The sequence below is a fragment of the Lentzea sp. NPDC004789 genome (assembly GCF_053601075.1).
The window spans coordinates 221,883-236,641 of sequence record NZ_JBSGBE010000013.1 but is presented as its reverse complement, the minus strand read 5'-3'; the positions used below and the strand labels follow the sequence as shown (position 1 = coordinate 236,641).

Below are 14,759 nucleotides of genomic sequence, written 5' to 3'. Positions count from 1 at the left end.
CGCAGCGGAAGTGCGAAACTCAGATCAGCTCAGCAACACCGCGGTGAACGCGCCGAGCAACATGAACGGCCCGAACGGCAGCGTGCTCTTGAGCGTGACCTTCCGCAGGAGCAACAGGACCAGCGACACCACAGCCGACAGGACGAACGCGAGCGCGGCCCCGAGCAGGAGCACCGGCCAGCCGAGCCACGCCAGCGCCATGCCGACCACCCCGGACAGCTTCACGTCGCCGTAGCCCATCCCGGCGGGGTTCAGGAACTCCAGCACCCGGTACACGAACGCGAGCGTGAGCCCGCCGAGCACGGCCCGGCCGAGCGCGCCGATCGTGCCACCGGTCAACGCGGCCACGGTCAGCAGGATCAGCACCGCGGGGTACGCGGGCAACGTCAGCACGTCCGGCAACCGGCGCACAGCCGTGTCGATGAACGCCAGCGCGACCCCGACCGCACCCAGACAGGCGAACGCGAGGACCTCCACCGAGCCCGCGAACCTGATCGCGAGCACGGCCAGCACGGCCGCCGACACCAGCGGCAGCGCGATGCCCGCGCGCGTGAACCGGTTGACCAGGTCGCGCAGCGCGAAGCCGGAGGCGAGCCCGCCGACAGCACCGCCCGCGGCCCAGAGAAGTGTCATGCGGCCGACGGTAGGTCGCTCGCGATGTCAACGGAACGTCACGACGACAAGTCCGGCCGACGGGCCGACACCGTGTCCCCCGATCGACCGACACTGTCCCCCAAGTGCACGTTCGTTACACCTCTTCGTCCGATACCGAACCCGTTCGGTCGTCACGCAGAGTTGCGGCGTCCCGAATCGGATCCCAATCCCCAGGAGACCGTCATGCTCACGTTCCTCAGCTACGTGCAGACGTTCCTCAAGCACATCCAGCGCGAGACCGACGACCGCGGCGCGACGGCCGTCGAGTACGGCCTCATGGTCGCCCTCATCGCCATCGTGATCATCGCCGGTGTCGCGCTGGTCGGCACCAACCTGCTCGCGCTGTTCAACGAGATCGCGGGCGAGCTCGGGTGATCACACGTCGGCGAGGCGTGGACCGCGGCGCCACGGCCGTCGAGTACGGCCTGATGCTGGCGTTGATCGTCGTTACCGCAATGGTGGCCATCACCGCCGTCGGCGACAACATGGCCGCGATGTTCGAGTTCATCGCCGACGTCCTCGACGGCTGAAGTCTCCTGTCCCGCGTGGCCGGCGTTCCCCTCCGCCGGCCACGCGCCTTTCTTCGGAGCGGTCATGAAAACCGATGCTCGCGATCGCGGCGCGACCGCTGTCGAAGTCGCGCTGCTGATGCCGATCCTGCTGATCCTGGTGATGGGCATCGTCGACTTCGGGCGCGCGCTGCACGCCCAGATCACCCTCACCCAGGCGGCACGGGAAGGCGTCCGCGTCGCCGCGCTGAAGCAACCAGGTCCCGCCACCCGCACGCAGAACGCCGCCACCGGCCTGTCCGGGGTCGGGGTCTCGGTCACCGCCTGCCCCTCCGGTTCCGCCGGCAGCGCCAGCGCCGAGGTGCGGGCCACCTACACGTTCAACTTCGTCACGCCCATCGGTGGCCTCGCCGGGATGTTCGGCGGCGGCGGCTTCGGTTCCCCGATCACCTTGAGCGCCAAGGGAGTCATGCCATGCGAAGGCTGAGGCGTGACCGCCGCGGCGACGACCGCGGCGCACTCGGCGTGCTGATCGCCATCCTGCTCGGGTTCGGGGTGCTGCTCGGCATGGGCGCCATCGTCATCGACACCGGCTTCATCTACCAGGAGCGCGCCGAGCTGCAGAACGGTGCAGACGCGGGTGCGCTCGCCGTCGCCCGCGGCTGCGCGACCGGCATCACGACGTGCCTGGTGAACAAGGCGAACTACTACGCCAACCGCAACGCGAAGGATGGCGTGTCCACTGTGGACAAGGTCTGCGGCTTCGACGGCATCGGCGTGCTGTCCACGTGCTCGTCGTCGACGGGCAAGATCACCGACTGCCCCGCCAAGCCCGCGTCCGGCACCAAGTACGTGGACGTGCACACCTCGACGCAGACCTCGGGAGGCGGCACGCTGCTGCCACCGGTGTTCGCGAGAACGCTGGCGGGCAACGGTTCCTACGACGGCAGCCGCGTCCTCGCCTGTGCCCGTGCCGCGTGGGGTGCGCCGAAGACCGCGACCACCATCGCGCTCACGATCTCGTGGTGCGAGTGGTCGACGGCGACCGCCGGCGGCACGGTCTTCGGGCCGCCACCGCCCACCACACCGCCGTTGTCCGCGCACCAGGTGCTCAAGCTGCACACGACCAGTGGCACCGGCTGCCCCGGCGCTCCTGCCGGAGCGGACGGTCCCGGCGAGTTCGGCTGGGTCGACGACGCCGACACCGACTGCTCGGTGTTGATCAACAACAACACCTACAGCGCGAACACCGGCACCTCGGCCGGCAAGGACTGCAAAGCCGCGCTGCAGGCGTCCTGGTCCTCGCACCAGCCCGTCTGGCTGCCCGTCTACACCAAGGTCACCGGCACCGGCACCGGCGGCACCTACACGCTGTCGGGCTTCGCCGGCTTCGTGATCACCGGTTACTGGATCCCCGGCGCGTCGCAGAAGGACTGGCTGACCGGCAAGAACGAGTGCACCGGCTCGGACAAGTGCGTCGCCGGTTACTTCATCCAGGGTCTCATCCCGTCCACCGGCACCATCGGCGGTCCCGATCTCGGTGCCCGCATCGTCCAGCTCACCGGCTGAAACTCCAGGAGTCGTCATGAAGAACCGCGCACTCATCATCATCCTGGCGGTGTTGCTGGCCGTCTGCGGCAGCGCCGGGGTGTTCCTCTACGTCCGCAGCGCCGACTCGCGGGCCATCGCGGGCCAGCAGGCCGTCACCGTGCTCGTCGCGAAGGAGCGAATCCCCGCCGGCACGAGCGCCGGATCGTTGGGAGACCTCGTGAAACAGGAGCAGATGCCCAAGAGCAGCGTGCCGGAGAACGCGATGTCCGCTGTGGACTCCTCGGTGGTCAGCCTCGTGACGTCGTCCGAGATCGCCGAGGGCCAGCTGGTCACCAAGTCGCTGTTCACCGAGGCCGCCTCGCTCGCCAAGGGCATCTCGATCCCGGACGGGATGATCGCGGTGACCGTGCCGACGGAGGCGTGGCAACGAGCGGGCGGGCTCATCCAGAAGGGCTCGAAGGTCGCGGTCTTCGACACCTTCACCGTGATGGACGGCAAGGGCAACACCCCGTCCGGTGACGGGCTTTCCAAGCAGTACGAACGCAACCAGTCCACCCGCCTGCTGCTGACCGGGCTGGAGGTCCTGTCCGTCGTCGACGAGAAGAAGGCCGCGGAGGACGGCGACGTCGGCAAGGCCATCGTCACGGTCGCGGTGAAGCAGGCGGACGCCGAGAAGCTCATCCACGGCCAGCAGACCGGAACGCTCTACTTCGCGCTGCTCGGCGGCAAGTCCGAGATCGCGCCGGGCAACGGCGTCGACAACCGCTCCCTGTTCGGAAACTGAGGCGTGCCATGACGATCCTCTGCGAGCCGGCCTTCCGCGCCGGCCAGCTCTCCCCCGCGCTCGGCGGTGACGTCCGCACCGCGGAGACACTGGACGAGACCAGCGGACTGCTCGCCTCCGACCCGAGCGAGACACTGGTCGTCGTCGGCTCGGCCGCCGACCTCGACCAGGCCCTCGCGTTCGCCGCGGCCCTGCGGATCGAACGACCGGCGGTCGGCGTGGTGCTGGTCCGCGACGTGCTCGACATCGCGGTGCTGACCAGGGCGTTGCGCGCCGGTGTGCGGGAGGTCGTCGCGCGGGACGACCTCGCCGCCCTGGTCGACGCCTGCACGCGGTCACGCGCACTGTCCGCGCAGGTGACAGGTGTTCCGCAGCCCCGGGCCGACGAACGCAGGCAGGGCCAGGTGCTCACCGTGTTCGCAGCGAAGGGCGGGTGCGGCAAGACGACGCTCGCGGTGAACCTCGCCGCGGTGCTCGCCGCCGGTGGCGAGCGGTCGGTCTGCCTGGTGGACCTCGACCTCGCGTTCGGCGACGTCGGCATCTGCCTGCGCGCCGAGCCCGTCCGCACGATCGTGCACGGGCTCGGGATGCTCGGCCACGTCGACGTCGCGGGCGCGTCGTCGTTGCTCACGGCGTGCCGCCCCGGCCTCAGCGCGTTGCTCGCGCCGGTCGAACCCGGTGACGCGGAACGGATTCCGGCCGCGCTGGTCGCTGAGCTGCTGGAGGTGCTGCCCACGATGTTCGACTTCGTCGTGGTCGACACGCCCTCGGCGTTCAGCGAGCACGTGCTGGCCGCGATGGACGCCTCGCACCACCACGTCCTGCTCACCACACCGGACGTGCCCGCGCTGAAGAACCTGCGGGTGACGCTGGACATGCTGGACCTGTTGTCCTACGCGCACGACATCCGGTCGGTCGTGCTGAACCGGTCCGACGCCAAGGTCGGCCTGACCATGGACGACATCGAACGCGTGGTGCGCAGCGACATCCGCGCGCACGTGCCGTCCAGCCGGGACGTGCCGATCTCGGTCAACAAGGGCAACCCGATCGTCCTCGACCTGCCGAAGCACCCGGTGAGCGAGGCCATCACGCGGTTCGCCCGTGAACACGTGCTGGCCGAGCCCGAGGTCGTCGCCGCGAAGTCGAAGAGGTGGTTCCGATGAGCCTGGCCAACCGCATCGCCGCGCAACGGGAGTCCGCCTCGCCGACTCCGCAGCTGCGCAGGCACGCCCGCGCGGCCGACCCGTTCGCCGAGGTCAAGCGCAGCGTGCACGCGGGGCTGCTGGACGTGCTGGGCCCCAAGCTCTACGACGCGCACCTCGACCAGCGCGAGCTCGAAACCAGGGTGCGCCAGACGTTGCAGGCCGTGCTGGAACGCGACGAGACGCCGCTGACCAACGCCGACCGCGCCCGCATCGCGTCCGAGGTCCTCGACGAGATCCTCGGCCACGGCCCGCTGGAGCCCTACCTGCGCGACCCGAGCATCTCCGAGATCATGGTCAACGGCCACGACCAGGTCTACGTCGAACGCGCGGGCCGGTTGGAGCCGGTTCCGGTGGCGTTCGCCGACGAGTCGCACCTGCGCCGCACGATCGACAAGATCGTCGCCAAGGTCGGCCGGCGCGTCGACGAGGCGTCGCCCATGGTCGACGCCCGGCTGCCCGACGGCAGCCGCGTCAACGCCGTCGTGCCGCCGATCGCGCTGGACGGTTCGGTGCTGACGATCCGCAAGTTCGCCACCGACCCGTTCACCGTCGACGACCTCGTCGGGTTCGGCACGTTGACGCCCGCGACGGCCTACCTCCTGCAGGCGTGCGTGCACGGGCGGATGAACATCCTGATCGGTGGCGGCACCGGCTCCGGCAAGACGACGTCGCTGAACGTGCTGTCGTCGTTCGTGCCCGCCGACGAGCGCATCGTCACCATCGAGGACGCCGCCGAGCTGCAGCTGCGCCAGGACCACGTGCTGCGCCTGGAGGCCAGGCCACCGAACGTGGAGTCGCGCGGCGAGGTGGCCGTGCGGGACCTCGTGCGCAACGCGCTGCGCATGCGGCCGGACCGGATCATCGTCGGCGAGGTCCGCGACGGCGCCGCGCTGGACATGTTGCAGGCCATGAACACCGGCCACGACGGCTCGATCACGACCGTCCACTCGAACTCGCCGCGCGACTCGCTGGCCCGGCTGGAGACCATGGTGCTCATGGCGGGCGTGGACCTGCCGGCGCGGGCGATCCGCGAGCAGATGGCGTCCGCGATCGACCTGATCGTGCACCAGTCGCGGCTCAAGGACGGCACGCGGCGGATCACCCACATCACCGAGGTCATCGGGATGGAGGGAGAAGTCGTGACGTTGCAGGACATCTTCCAGTTCGACTTCCACGCGGGCGTCGACGAGCGCGGCTTCTACCGCGGCTCGTTGCGGTCGACCGGGCTGCGGCCGCACTTCGTCGAGCGTCTGAAGGACCGCGGCGTCGACGTCCCGCCGCACCTGTTCGTGGGTGGTGGTGTGCGATGACCAGAGTGCTCGTGGGCGTCGTGCTCGGCGCCCTGCTCACGTTCCTGATCAGCGCCTTCGGTTTCGCCTCTGCCTTTGCCGCACCGTCTCGCGGGGTGATGGTGCTGCTCGACACCAGCGGGTCCATGGCGCCGGACCGGATCGCGGTCGCCCGGCAGGCGATCGCGACCTACGTCGGTTCGCTGCCCGAGGACGTGCAGGCCGGACTGGTGGAGTTCTCGTCGAAACCGTCGCTGGTCGTACCTCCCACCGCGGACCGCGGTGCGCTGGTGGGTGCGCTGGACCGGTTGCAGGCCAAGGGTGACACGTCGTTGTTCGACGCGGTTCCCGTGGGGCTGTCGGCGCTGCAGGGCTTCTCCGAGCGGCGGATGGTCATCATCTCGGACGGCGAGGACACGCTCAGCAAGTCCACTTTGGACGCTGCCGTCGGCGCCATCGCCGCCGCCGGTGTGCCCACCGACGTGATCGGCTTCCAGTACAGCGACGAGGCCCTGCGCCGGATCGCGGCGGCGGCCGGTGGACGGCTGCTGACCGCCTCCGACGCGGGCGCGCTGGCCGCGGCCTTCGCGGCGCTGGCCGTGCCTTCGTCGGTGGTCACGCCGCCGCCTCCGCCGCCGGTGTCGGTGGCCGCTCCCGCGCCCGTCGCCGTCGCACCTCCTGTCGTGGCGCCCGGTCACAACTGGCAGGCCGGCGTGCTGATCGCCGGCACGTTCCTGGTGGTGTTCCTGGCCGTGATGGTGCTGCTGACGCCACGCCGGTCCGGCGCGGGCCGCAAGCTCGAACGGCACCTCGAGCACTACGGCACGCAGGAACCCGCGGTGCAGGAGGAGAGCCAGGCGGCGCAGACCGCCGTCGTGTGGACCAGCCGGGTGCTGAGCGACGTCAGCGCCGCCCGGCTCTCCGACCGCCTCGACCTCGCGGGGATCAAGGCGAGCCCGGCGGAGTGGACGTTGCTGCGGGTCTGCGCGTCGGTCGCGCTCGCCGCGCTGCTCACGCTGGTGACGACGTGGTGGATCGGCATTCCGCTGGGCGTGCTCTGCGGCTGGCTGGTCACCGCGCTGTACGTCCGGATGCGGAGGTCCAAGCGACGTGCGGCGTTCGCCGACCAGCTCCCCGACGTGCTGCAGCTGATCGCGAGCTCGTTGCGCTCGGGTTTCTCGCTGGCCCAGTCGGTCGACGCCGTGGTGCGGGACGACACCCAGCCGACCGCGGGCGAGTTCTCCCGCGCCCTGGCCGCCACCCGCATCGGCGCCGAGCTGGAGGACGCCCTGGAACGCGTGTCGGTGCGGATGAAGAGCGCGGACCTGGCATGGGTCGTGATGGCCGTGCGCATCCAACGCCAAGTGGGCGGCAACCTCGCCGAAGTCCTGTTGAACACCGTCGCCACCATGCGCGACCGTTCGCAGACGCGCCGGCACGTCCGTGCGCTGTCCGCGGAGGGCCGTCTGTCCGCCTACGTCCTGGTCGGTCTGCCGGTCTTCCTGGCGGGCTTCCTGTTCTGGTTCCGCGCGGACTACATGCGGCCGCTCTACACCACGTTGATCGGTCTCGTGATGCTCTCGGGCGCGGCTGTGCTGGTCGTGCTCGGCTCGTTGTGGATGCGCAAGCTCGTGCGCGTGGAGGTGTGACATGGTGCTCGTCGTTGGGCTCGGCTGCCTTCTGCTCGCGCTGGCACTGGGCGTCGTCGCGCTCGTGTTCAAGCCACCGGTGACAGCCGCCGGTTCGCTGGCCCTGATCGAGACCAGCTACTCGGCCGCGGTCGTCTCGAGGACCGAGGTGGGCGCGTCGCCGAGCTGGCTGCGGTCCATCGCCCTGCGGCTGTCCCCCGCGGGCGTGGCCGGGCGGCTGCAGCGCCGCCTGGACCTGGCGGGCAACCCGCCGTCGTGGACCACCGACCGGATCCTCGCCGCCAAGGGCCTGGGCCTGTTCCTCGGCGCGGGCCTGGGAGCACTCCTGACCTTCCGCTCGGTGGGCTGGCTGGTACCGGCCCTCGCGCTGGGCGCGGTGTTCGGCTTCTTCCTGCCCGACCTGCTGCTGCTGAACGCGGGCCAGAAGCGCCAGGAGAAGATCCGCCGGGCGCTGCCGGACGCCCTCGACATGCTGACCGTGTGCGTCGAGGCCGGCCTGGGCTTCGACGCGGCGCTGGCCCAGGTCGCCCGCAACACCACGGGCCCGCTGGCCCAGGAGTGCGCCCGCGTCCTGCAGGAGATGCAGATCGGCAAGTCCCGCAACGAGGCCCTGCGCTCCCTGACCGACCGCACCACCGTCGCCGAGCTCCGCGCGTTCGTCTCGGCCCTCGCCCAAGCGGGTGAACTTGGCGTGCCCATCGCGTCCGTGCTGCGCGAACAGGCCCGCGAGATGCGCATCCGCCGCCGCCAGCGCGCGGAGGAACAGGCCCAGAAAGTGCCGGTCAAAATCCTGTTTCCGCTGATCGTGTGCCTGTTCCCGGCGATGTTCGTGGTGATCATCGGCCCCGGCGCCATCAGCATCGCCCGCGTCCTCATGCACCTCTGACGGACCCTGGCCGAGTGGGACCAAATGCTCTATTAGTCCCTTCGGTGTAACCATTCGAGACGGATCGAACGACATGCGGGTTGAACCTTCAACCGAGAGGGGTCAACTCATGGCGATCAGAGTCGTTGTCGTGGACGGACACACGCTCACCCGTTTCGGCCTGACGACGCTCGCCGCCGCGCACCCCGACCTAGAGGTGGTCGCGGAGGCGAGCACGGCGGCCGAGGCCCCGGCCGTCATCGCCGCGTCCGCCCCCGACGTGGTCACCGTGGCCGTGGGCCTCCCCGACGCCGACGGCCTGCGCCTGGCCCGCGACCTGCGCGACCGCTACCCGTCACTGGGCATCGTCGTCCTGACCGCCCACGGCGAGGACGACGTCCTGTTCCGCGCCCTGGAAACCGGCGCCTCGGCCTTCGTCGGCAAGACGGCCCCGGTGGAGGAGATCCTCTGCGCCATCCGGCACGCGTCCGTGGCCGCCTCGTCGTTCACCGCGGCAGGCCTGGCCATGGCCATGGCCCGCCGCCAGTCCACCACCGCCCGCCTGGCCCTGTCGCCCCGCGAACGCGAGGTGCTCGCCCTGCTGCAGGACGGCGTGTCGATCCCGGCGATCGCCCGCACCCTGTACGTGTCGCCGTCGACGGCCAAGACCTACGTCTCACGCCTCTACGAGAAGCTCGGCGCCTCGAACCGGGCCCAGGCGTTGATGGCGGCACTGCGCAACGGCCTGATCCGCAACGACGCGGCAACCGCCTAGTCCCAGCTTCACAGCGGAACCGCAACCTCGCACCGGCCCTAAGCCCACCAGAACGTCCACAACGTCGCCCCGGTCACGGCCAGCACCGCGAGCGACGCGATCGGCGCCTTCCAGTCCGCGTACCGGTCAGCCACGATCTGCCCGGCGACGACGAGCAACGCCGCCACAACGTGCGCCACGACCGACAACGTCCCAGGCCCAGGCAGGTCACGCGAGTTCGCGTAGAACTGGACGCCGATGTTGCCGAGCGCGAGCAGCACCACGCCCACCGCGAGCACACCGCTCACGGCGCGCAGGATTCCGTAGGTCCGCGACGGCCGCTTTGCTGCTTCCACGTCCACTCCCGCCACCCTACGGGGCGGCCGATGCGGGTGCCTTCAGGGTCCGGAAGGCCCCACCCGGTCACGGCGCCAACAGCGACCAAGGCTCGATCTCGGGAGCCGCCGCCTGCCCCTCAGGACAACTGCGCCGAAAATCGCACCACTGGCACTGCCGCCCGGTGACCGGCGGGAACAACACCTCCTGATCCCCACCGGCCTTCAACGTCTCCGTGGCCAGGTCGATCTCGTCGGCCGCCTCCTCGGCCCGCCGGACGTGCCGGGCCAGCGACTCCTCCGTGTGCTCCCACACCGCCACCGACCCGGACGGCAGGTGGTGCAGCTCCACCCGCCGGCACGGTTTGCGGAGGGTGCGCCTGGCCGCGAGCGCGTACAGGGCCAGTGCCTGCGAGCCGCGCGCGTCGTCGGAGGTCAGGACGTGGCGGCCGGTCTTGTAGTCGACGATCACCAGTTCGCCGTCGCGGTAGTCGATGCGGTCGACGCGGCCCTCGGCCACGATCCGCTCGGTCGGCGACGACACCCAGCGCTCCACCCCGAGCGGTTCGAAGTCGACGTCGAGCGACGACACGTAGTCGTGCACCCAGCCGCCCGCCCGCGCGCGGTATTCGGCGGCCTGGTCGACGTCGCGGAAGCCCTCGGACTTCCACTGCCGGTTCACCAGGGCCACGGCCTGGTCGGGAGTGCGGCGGTCGGCGGGCAGGTCGAACAGGGCTTTCAGGGCGTTGTGCACCACCGCGCCCAGCGTGTTGTGCGCCCAGGCGCCGCCGCGGGGCGGGCTCGGGCGGTCCAGGTACGTCATCCGGAAACGGCGTGGGCAGTCCGTCCACGTCGCGAGCTTCGCGGGCGTCACGCGCACCAGCCGCCGGGGCTGAACACCGAAGTCGAAGCCGAGTTGTTCCACCCGCCCCAAGTTACTCAGCATCCCTGACAGAAAATGAAGCGCATGGAGATCTGGCACAACCCGCGCTGCTCCAAGAGCCGCGCCGCCAAGCAACGCCTCGACGACGAGGGCGTCGAGTACACCGAACGCCGCTACCTCGACGACGCCCCCACCGAGGAGGAGCTGGACCACGTCCTCACGCTCCTCGGCAAACAGCCGTGGGAGATCGCGCGCGCCAAGGAACCCGCGTACCCGAAGCTCCTCGAACACGACCGCGCCAAGTGGATCGCGCACATGGTCGCGAACCCGAGCCTGATCGAGCGGCCCATCATCATCGACGGGGACAGCGCGCACATCGAGCGCTAGACGCCGGACGAGATGAAGCCCTGCACCGAGGACGCGACGAGCTGCACGGCGATCGCGGCCAGCAGCAGACCGGCGATCTTGGCCATCAGCAGGATCCCGCTCTCCTTGAACACCTTGATCAGCAGGCCGGCGGACCGCAGCGTCCCCAGCAGCACCAGGTGCACGGCCACGATCGCCGCGGCCAGCGCCACGTAGGAACCGACAGCGCCATCCGCCTGACGCACGAACACGATCGTCGCGGCGATGGCACCGGGTCCGGCCAGCAGCGGCGTTCCCAACGGCACGAGCGCGATGTTCACGTCCTCGACCTCGGGGTGGTTGGTGGCGCCCTTGCCGGTCAGCAGGTCCAGCGCGATCAGCAACAGCAGCAACCCGCCCGCGCCCTGCAGGGCGGGGATGCCGATGTGCATGTACGCCAGGATCGAGTTGCCGGCGACCGCGAACAGCGTGATCACCAGGAACGACACCAGCACGCCCTGCCGCGCCGCCCGTTTGCGCGCGTCGCGCGACTTGCGGCCGACCAGGCCGAGGAACACCGGCACGGTGCCCGGCGGGTCCATGATCACCAGCAGCGTGATCGTGGCTTCGATGAAGAGCCGCAGGTTGAACACGAGAAACCGCCCTATCCCACGAGGATCTTGCCGCCCGTCGCCCTCGAAGCCAGAGCATCCAGCATCTCCGGCGCCGTGGTCTCCGCGCCGAGCCGCACGGTCTTGTTCGTGCCGTGGTAGTCACTCGACCCGGTGACGATCAAGCCCAGTTCGTCGGCGAGCGAGCGCAACGACCGGCGCGTCGCGACATCGTGGTCGGGGTGGTCGACCTCGACCCCGGCCAGGCCGGCGGAGGCGAGCGAACGCACGACGTCCGGCGTCACGATCGGCCCGCGCGACACCGCGAACGGATGCGCCAGCACCGTCACGCCACCGGCCTCGGTGATCATCTCGATGGCGCGCTCGACGGGCGTGTCGGTCCGCCCCACGTAATAACGGCCGCCGGTCAGGTAGGTCGCGAAGGCCTCGTCGACCGAGGAGACCACGCCGCCGCGGATCAACGCCTGCGCGAGGTGCGGGCGACCGGCGGGCGCGTCGAACGGCAGCCGCTTCATCAGGTCGGCCGGGTCGATCGGGAAGCCGTCGGCCCGCATCATCTCGGCCATCTTCTGCAGCCGGTGCCGCCGCTCAAGACGCAGCCGGGACTGCTCCGCCATCAACGCCGCGTGCGTCGGGTCGTAGAGATACGCCAGCAGATGAACGGTGATCGTGCGGCCACGGCCGTCAGGGCACGCGCACGACAGCTCGGCACCGCGGACCAGCCGCAGGCCAGGAGGCAACGCGGCCGCCGCCTCGGCCCAACCGGCCGCGGTGTCGTGATCGGTGATCGCCACCGCGTCGAGTCCGGCCAGCGCGGCCGCCTTCACCAGTTCGGCAGGGCTGTCGGTGCCGTCGGACTCGGACGAATGGGTGTGCAGATCGATGACCACGTCGTCCAGTGTGGACGACGCCCCGCTCGGTCCGTGTTACGGGACCATCTTCTTCCCGCGCGCGGCGCGCTGAGCCTTGATCATCGAGAACCGCTCGGCCTGTGCCTTCTTGTCGCCGAAGGTCAGCTCCGAGATGGCGTCGTACACCTCTTCGGGGTCCGGCAGGAACTCCAGGCGGTTCAGCGCCTGGATCTGACCGGCCGACTCCACGATCAGCGTGCCGTAGCCGAGCATGCGCCCGCCCACGGTCCGCTCGTAGGTGAGGTCGGTGACCTTGCTGATGGGCATCATCGCGACCTTGGTCTCGAAGACGCCCGACGTCAGCATGAACCGCTTGTCGGTGACGACGATGCGCTCGACCCACCACTCGATGATGAAGTAGGCGAGCCGCAGCAGCACGAGCAGCCCGCCGTACCACAGCACGTTCTGGATCACGCCCGCGTTCGACGGCAGCAGGTACGAGATCATCATGAAGCCGGCGAGCAGCGCAGCCGCTTCGAGGACGTCCCAGATCAGGTAGGACCAGTGCCTGCGCACCCGGATGACCCGACGCTCGCTCGACAGCAGGTAGTCGTCCGGATCACGTGGTGCGAACATGCGCTACCAGCCCTTCCTGGTACCAGCCAGTGCCTGTCCCTGCTCTCCCGGAAAGTCCGGGCGAACTAGAACAATTGTCGCACGAAGGTGATCAGGGCCTCAGCCGCAGTTCGCAGCGAGTTGAGGATGTTCGTGACCAGCTGTGCGGCCTGCTGCGGCTCCGCGATCAGGAAGAACAGCAGCAAGGCGATTCCGGCGAAAGTGAGGATCTTCTTCAGGTTCACGGTGTCCACCCCGTCCGCGTTCCGCACCCGTTTGGCGCCGTTCGTGACCGTTGTACAGCACGATTCAGCGCCTTGGGAGATTTGTACCGCAGCCGGGGTAGCGCGTTGCACCGCCGTTGAGGGGTGACTACGCTTCGTGTTCGTGACGGTCAGCAGTGAGCGCACGATCCGTTGTGTCGGTGCGGTCGTGCATGACTCGAACGGGCGACTACTGCTCGTGCGACGCGCCAATCCTCCAGGTGAGGGCAGGTGGTCGATACCAGGGGGACGCGTGGAGCCGGGCGAGACGGACGAGGCTGCCGTGACGAGGGAAGTCGCCGAAGAAACGGGACTCTCCGTTACCGTTGGCCGCCTCGTCGGCAGCGTCGAGCGACCGGCCCCGAACGGGGTTTATTCGATCTTCGACTACGAATGCCAGGTCACGTCGGGTGTGCTCCGAGCGGGCGACGACGCATCGGATGTCGGGTGGACGGACAGTGCGACGTTGGCCACACTTCCGACGACGGAAGGCCTCCTGGAAACGCTTTCTGACTGGAACTGCCTGCCCAGGGCCTGATCAGGGTTCACGCGATCGGGGACGGCGCTCACCGCCAAACGAGACGTTGCCCGTGGGCCTCGGTGGTCGCCAGAGTGGTCGTCTCGACGCCCGCGTCACTCACACGGACAAGCCGCAGCTCGCCGTTCTCGTGCGCCGCCCACCACGCCGGTCTGCCCGAGGAAGAGGCCAAAGAGGACAAGGCGGGCAGGAGGTCGAGTCCGGAGCCGCTCGACATCACCACGACCGGGGCGTCGATCCCCTCGACGGCCTTGGCCAGGTCCGCCACGGGGTCACCGGTCACGAGCCGCGGCGGGTTCTTGCGCAGCACCCCGCACGCCACCCCGAACAGCCGCAACCGCTCCGGCTGGTCGGCCCACACGCACGCCTCGAGCCAGGCGTAGGCGTCCTCGTCGGTCAGATCGGCGGTCGCCACGCCGATGCCCGCCTTCGCGGCCACTTTGACCGTCTTGGGCAGCTTCGGCAGCACCGCGCCCGGCGCGAGCTCCAGCGCGCAGTGCAGGCCCAGCGCGGCCTTGGCGGGCCCGGCGACGAGCTGGCCGGCCTCCGCGGTCTGGTAGCGGTACGAGTACTGGTCGAGCCCGAGCAGCAGGCCCGCGGTCGTGGCGGCCTCGACGAGCCCGATCGGCCCGCCCGCCTGCTTCGCCGCGGCGGCCACCGCCGGGTACAGCAGCGCGGCCCTGCGCACCTCGTTGGTCTGGATCACCTGCGAGCTGACGAGCGCGCGCACGCGTTCGGCGCGCTCCAGCACGAAGTCGCGGAACAACGGCCACGTGCTCTCGTCCGCGCCATAGGTTCCGCCGAGCGACGGGTAGTAGTTCGAGAGCTGGTGGAACGGTTCGGCCTGCACGAGCCGATGCGCCGCCGCCAGCAGGAGCTCGCCCGTGGCGCTGTCCTCACCGGCGGCGGTCAGCAGATCGGCGACCTCCGGATCCTCCGCAGCACGCGACGCGAGGTGTTCGTAGAGGGGCGAAGTTCCTGCGGCCTCAACGGCGAACGCCCGCAAACGTTGCTGTGCCAGATCCAGAGAAGTCACT

Annotated in this window: 20 protein-coding genes; 12 read left to right on the top strand and 8 right to left on the bottom strand. The window is 69.8% G+C overall.

Annotation, left to right across the window (positions count from 1 at the left end; all coding sequences use genetic code 11):
- Positions 1-24: 24 nt before the first annotated feature.
- The gene (locus tag ACWEIJ_RS28395) at positions 25-633 is read right to left on the bottom strand and encodes a prepilin peptidase (protein WP_449840285.1); all 609 of its coding nucleotides are present in this window, start codon (positions 631-633) and stop codon (positions 25-27) included.
- A 204-nt stretch (positions 634-837) separates the two neighbouring features.
- Between ACWEIJ_RS28395 and ACWEIJ_RS28390 the strand changes: the two genes are divergently transcribed.
- From ACWEIJ_RS28390 to ACWEIJ_RS28345, 10 genes are all read left to right on the top strand, one after another.
- Entirely contained in the window at positions 838-1,029 is a 192-nt protein-coding gene (locus ACWEIJ_RS28390; protein WP_449840284.1) for a Flp family type IVb pilin, read from the top strand.
- Positions 1,026-1,184, top strand: a complete 159-nt coding sequence (locus ACWEIJ_RS28385; RefSeq protein ID WP_449840283.1) for a Flp family type IVb pilin — start codon at positions 1,026-1,028, stop codon at positions 1,182-1,184. Before ACWEIJ_RS28390 ends, ACWEIJ_RS28385 begins: the two co-directional genes overlap by 4 nt.
- Positions 1,185-1,248: 64 nt before the next feature.
- A complete protein-coding gene (locus ACWEIJ_RS28380; protein WP_449840282.1) occupies positions 1,249-1,650 on the top strand; it encodes a TadE/TadG family type IV pilus assembly protein in 402 nt (133 codons plus the stop codon).
- Positions 1,638-2,732 (top strand): pilus assembly protein TadG-related protein, encoded by a 1,095-nt coding sequence (locus tag ACWEIJ_RS28375; protein ID WP_449840281.1) that lies wholly within the window; start codon positions 1,638-1,640, stop codon positions 2,730-2,732. Before ACWEIJ_RS28380 ends, ACWEIJ_RS28375 begins: the two co-directional genes overlap by 13 nt.
- 16 nt (positions 2,733-2,748) lie before the next feature.
- A complete protein-coding gene (cpaB, locus tag ACWEIJ_RS28370) occupies positions 2,749-3,498 on the top strand; it encodes a Flp pilus assembly protein CpaB (protein WP_449840280.1) in 750 nt (249 codons plus the stop codon).
- Positions 3,499-3,506: 8 nt separating this feature from the next.
- Complete coding sequence (locus ACWEIJ_RS28365) at positions 3,507-4,661, top strand: AAA family ATPase (protein ID WP_449840279.1); 1,155 nt, start codon at positions 3,507-3,509, stop codon at positions 4,659-4,661.
- Entirely contained in the window at positions 4,658-6,013 is a 1,356-nt protein-coding gene (locus ACWEIJ_RS28360) for a CpaF family protein (protein ID WP_449840278.1), read from the top strand. Before ACWEIJ_RS28365 ends, ACWEIJ_RS28360 begins: the two co-directional genes overlap by 4 nt.
- Positions 6,010-7,641: a VWA domain-containing protein gene (locus tag ACWEIJ_RS28355; RefSeq protein WP_449840277.1), complete on the top strand. Its 1,632-nt coding sequence runs from the start codon at positions 6,010-6,012 to the stop codon at positions 7,639-7,641. Before ACWEIJ_RS28360 ends, ACWEIJ_RS28355 begins: the two co-directional genes overlap by 4 nt.
- A gap of 1 nt (position 7,642) precedes the next feature.
- Complete coding sequence (locus tag ACWEIJ_RS28350; RefSeq protein WP_449840276.1) at positions 7,643-8,527, top strand: type II secretion system F family protein; 885 nt, start codon at positions 7,643-7,645, stop codon at positions 8,525-8,527.
- A 109-nt stretch (positions 8,528-8,636) separates the two neighbouring features.
- A complete protein-coding gene (locus ACWEIJ_RS28345) occupies positions 8,637-9,281 on the top strand; it encodes a response regulator (protein ID WP_449840275.1) in 645 nt (214 codons plus the stop codon).
- A 38-nt stretch (positions 9,282-9,319) separates the two neighbouring features.
- Here the strand turns inward: ACWEIJ_RS28345 and ACWEIJ_RS28340 are convergent, their stop codons facing one another.
- Both ACWEIJ_RS28340 and ACWEIJ_RS28335 read right to left on the bottom strand, forming a co-directional pair.
- Positions 9,320-9,616, bottom strand: a complete 297-nt coding sequence (locus ACWEIJ_RS28340) for a hypothetical protein (protein ID WP_449840274.1) — start codon at positions 9,614-9,616, stop codon at positions 9,320-9,322.
- A 67-nt stretch (positions 9,617-9,683) separates the two neighbouring features.
- The gene (locus ACWEIJ_RS28335) at positions 9,684-10,541 is read right to left on the bottom strand and encodes a RecB family exonuclease (protein ID WP_449840273.1); all 858 of its coding nucleotides are present in this window, start codon (positions 10,539-10,541) and stop codon (positions 9,684-9,686) included.
- A 21-nt stretch (positions 10,542-10,562) separates the two neighbouring features.
- Between ACWEIJ_RS28335 and ACWEIJ_RS28330 the strand changes: the two genes are divergently transcribed.
- Positions 10,563-10,865: an ArsC/Spx/MgsR family protein gene (locus ACWEIJ_RS28330; protein WP_449840272.1), complete on the top strand. Its 303-nt coding sequence runs from the start codon at positions 10,563-10,565 to the stop codon at positions 10,863-10,865.
- Here the strand turns inward: ACWEIJ_RS28330 and ACWEIJ_RS28325 are convergent.
- From ACWEIJ_RS28325 to ACWEIJ_RS28310, 4 genes are all read right to left on the bottom strand, one after another.
- Positions 10,862-11,476: a MarC family protein gene (locus ACWEIJ_RS28325; protein ID WP_355445456.1), complete on the bottom strand. Its 615-nt coding sequence runs from the start codon at positions 11,474-11,476 to the stop codon at positions 10,862-10,864. The two genes, ACWEIJ_RS28330 and ACWEIJ_RS28325, sit on opposite strands and share 4 nt — an antisense overlap.
- A gap of 11 nt (positions 11,477-11,487) precedes the next feature.
- Positions 11,488-12,345 carry a PHP domain-containing protein gene (locus tag ACWEIJ_RS28320; protein ID WP_449840271.1) on the bottom strand — a complete coding sequence of 286 codons (858 nt, stop codon included), beginning with the start codon at positions 12,343-12,345 and terminating at the stop codon, positions 11,488-11,490.
- Positions 12,346-12,381: 36 nt separating this feature from the next.
- A complete protein-coding gene (locus ACWEIJ_RS28315; protein WP_045314770.1) occupies positions 12,382-12,942 on the bottom strand; it encodes a PH domain-containing protein in 561 nt (186 codons plus the stop codon).
- A gap of 65 nt (positions 12,943-13,007) precedes the next feature.
- Positions 13,008-13,331: a hypothetical protein gene (locus tag ACWEIJ_RS28310; protein WP_449840320.1), complete on the bottom strand. Its 324-nt coding sequence runs from the start codon at positions 13,329-13,331 to the stop codon at positions 13,008-13,010.
- Between ACWEIJ_RS28310 and ACWEIJ_RS28305 the strand changes: the two genes are divergently transcribed.
- Entirely contained in the window at positions 13,309-13,722 is a 414-nt protein-coding gene (locus ACWEIJ_RS28305) for an NUDIX hydrolase (protein WP_449840270.1), read from the top strand. The two genes, ACWEIJ_RS28310 and ACWEIJ_RS28305, sit on opposite strands and share 23 nt — an antisense overlap.
- A gap of 28 nt (positions 13,723-13,750) precedes the next feature.
- On the opposite strand, the gene ACWEIJ_RS28300 is transcribed toward ACWEIJ_RS28305, so the two are convergent.
- Complete coding sequence (locus ACWEIJ_RS28300) at positions 13,751-14,758, bottom strand: DUF2332 domain-containing protein (RefSeq protein ID WP_449840269.1); 1,008 nt, start codon at positions 14,756-14,758, stop codon at positions 13,751-13,753.
- Between the last annotated feature and the right edge of the window lies 1 nt (position 14,759).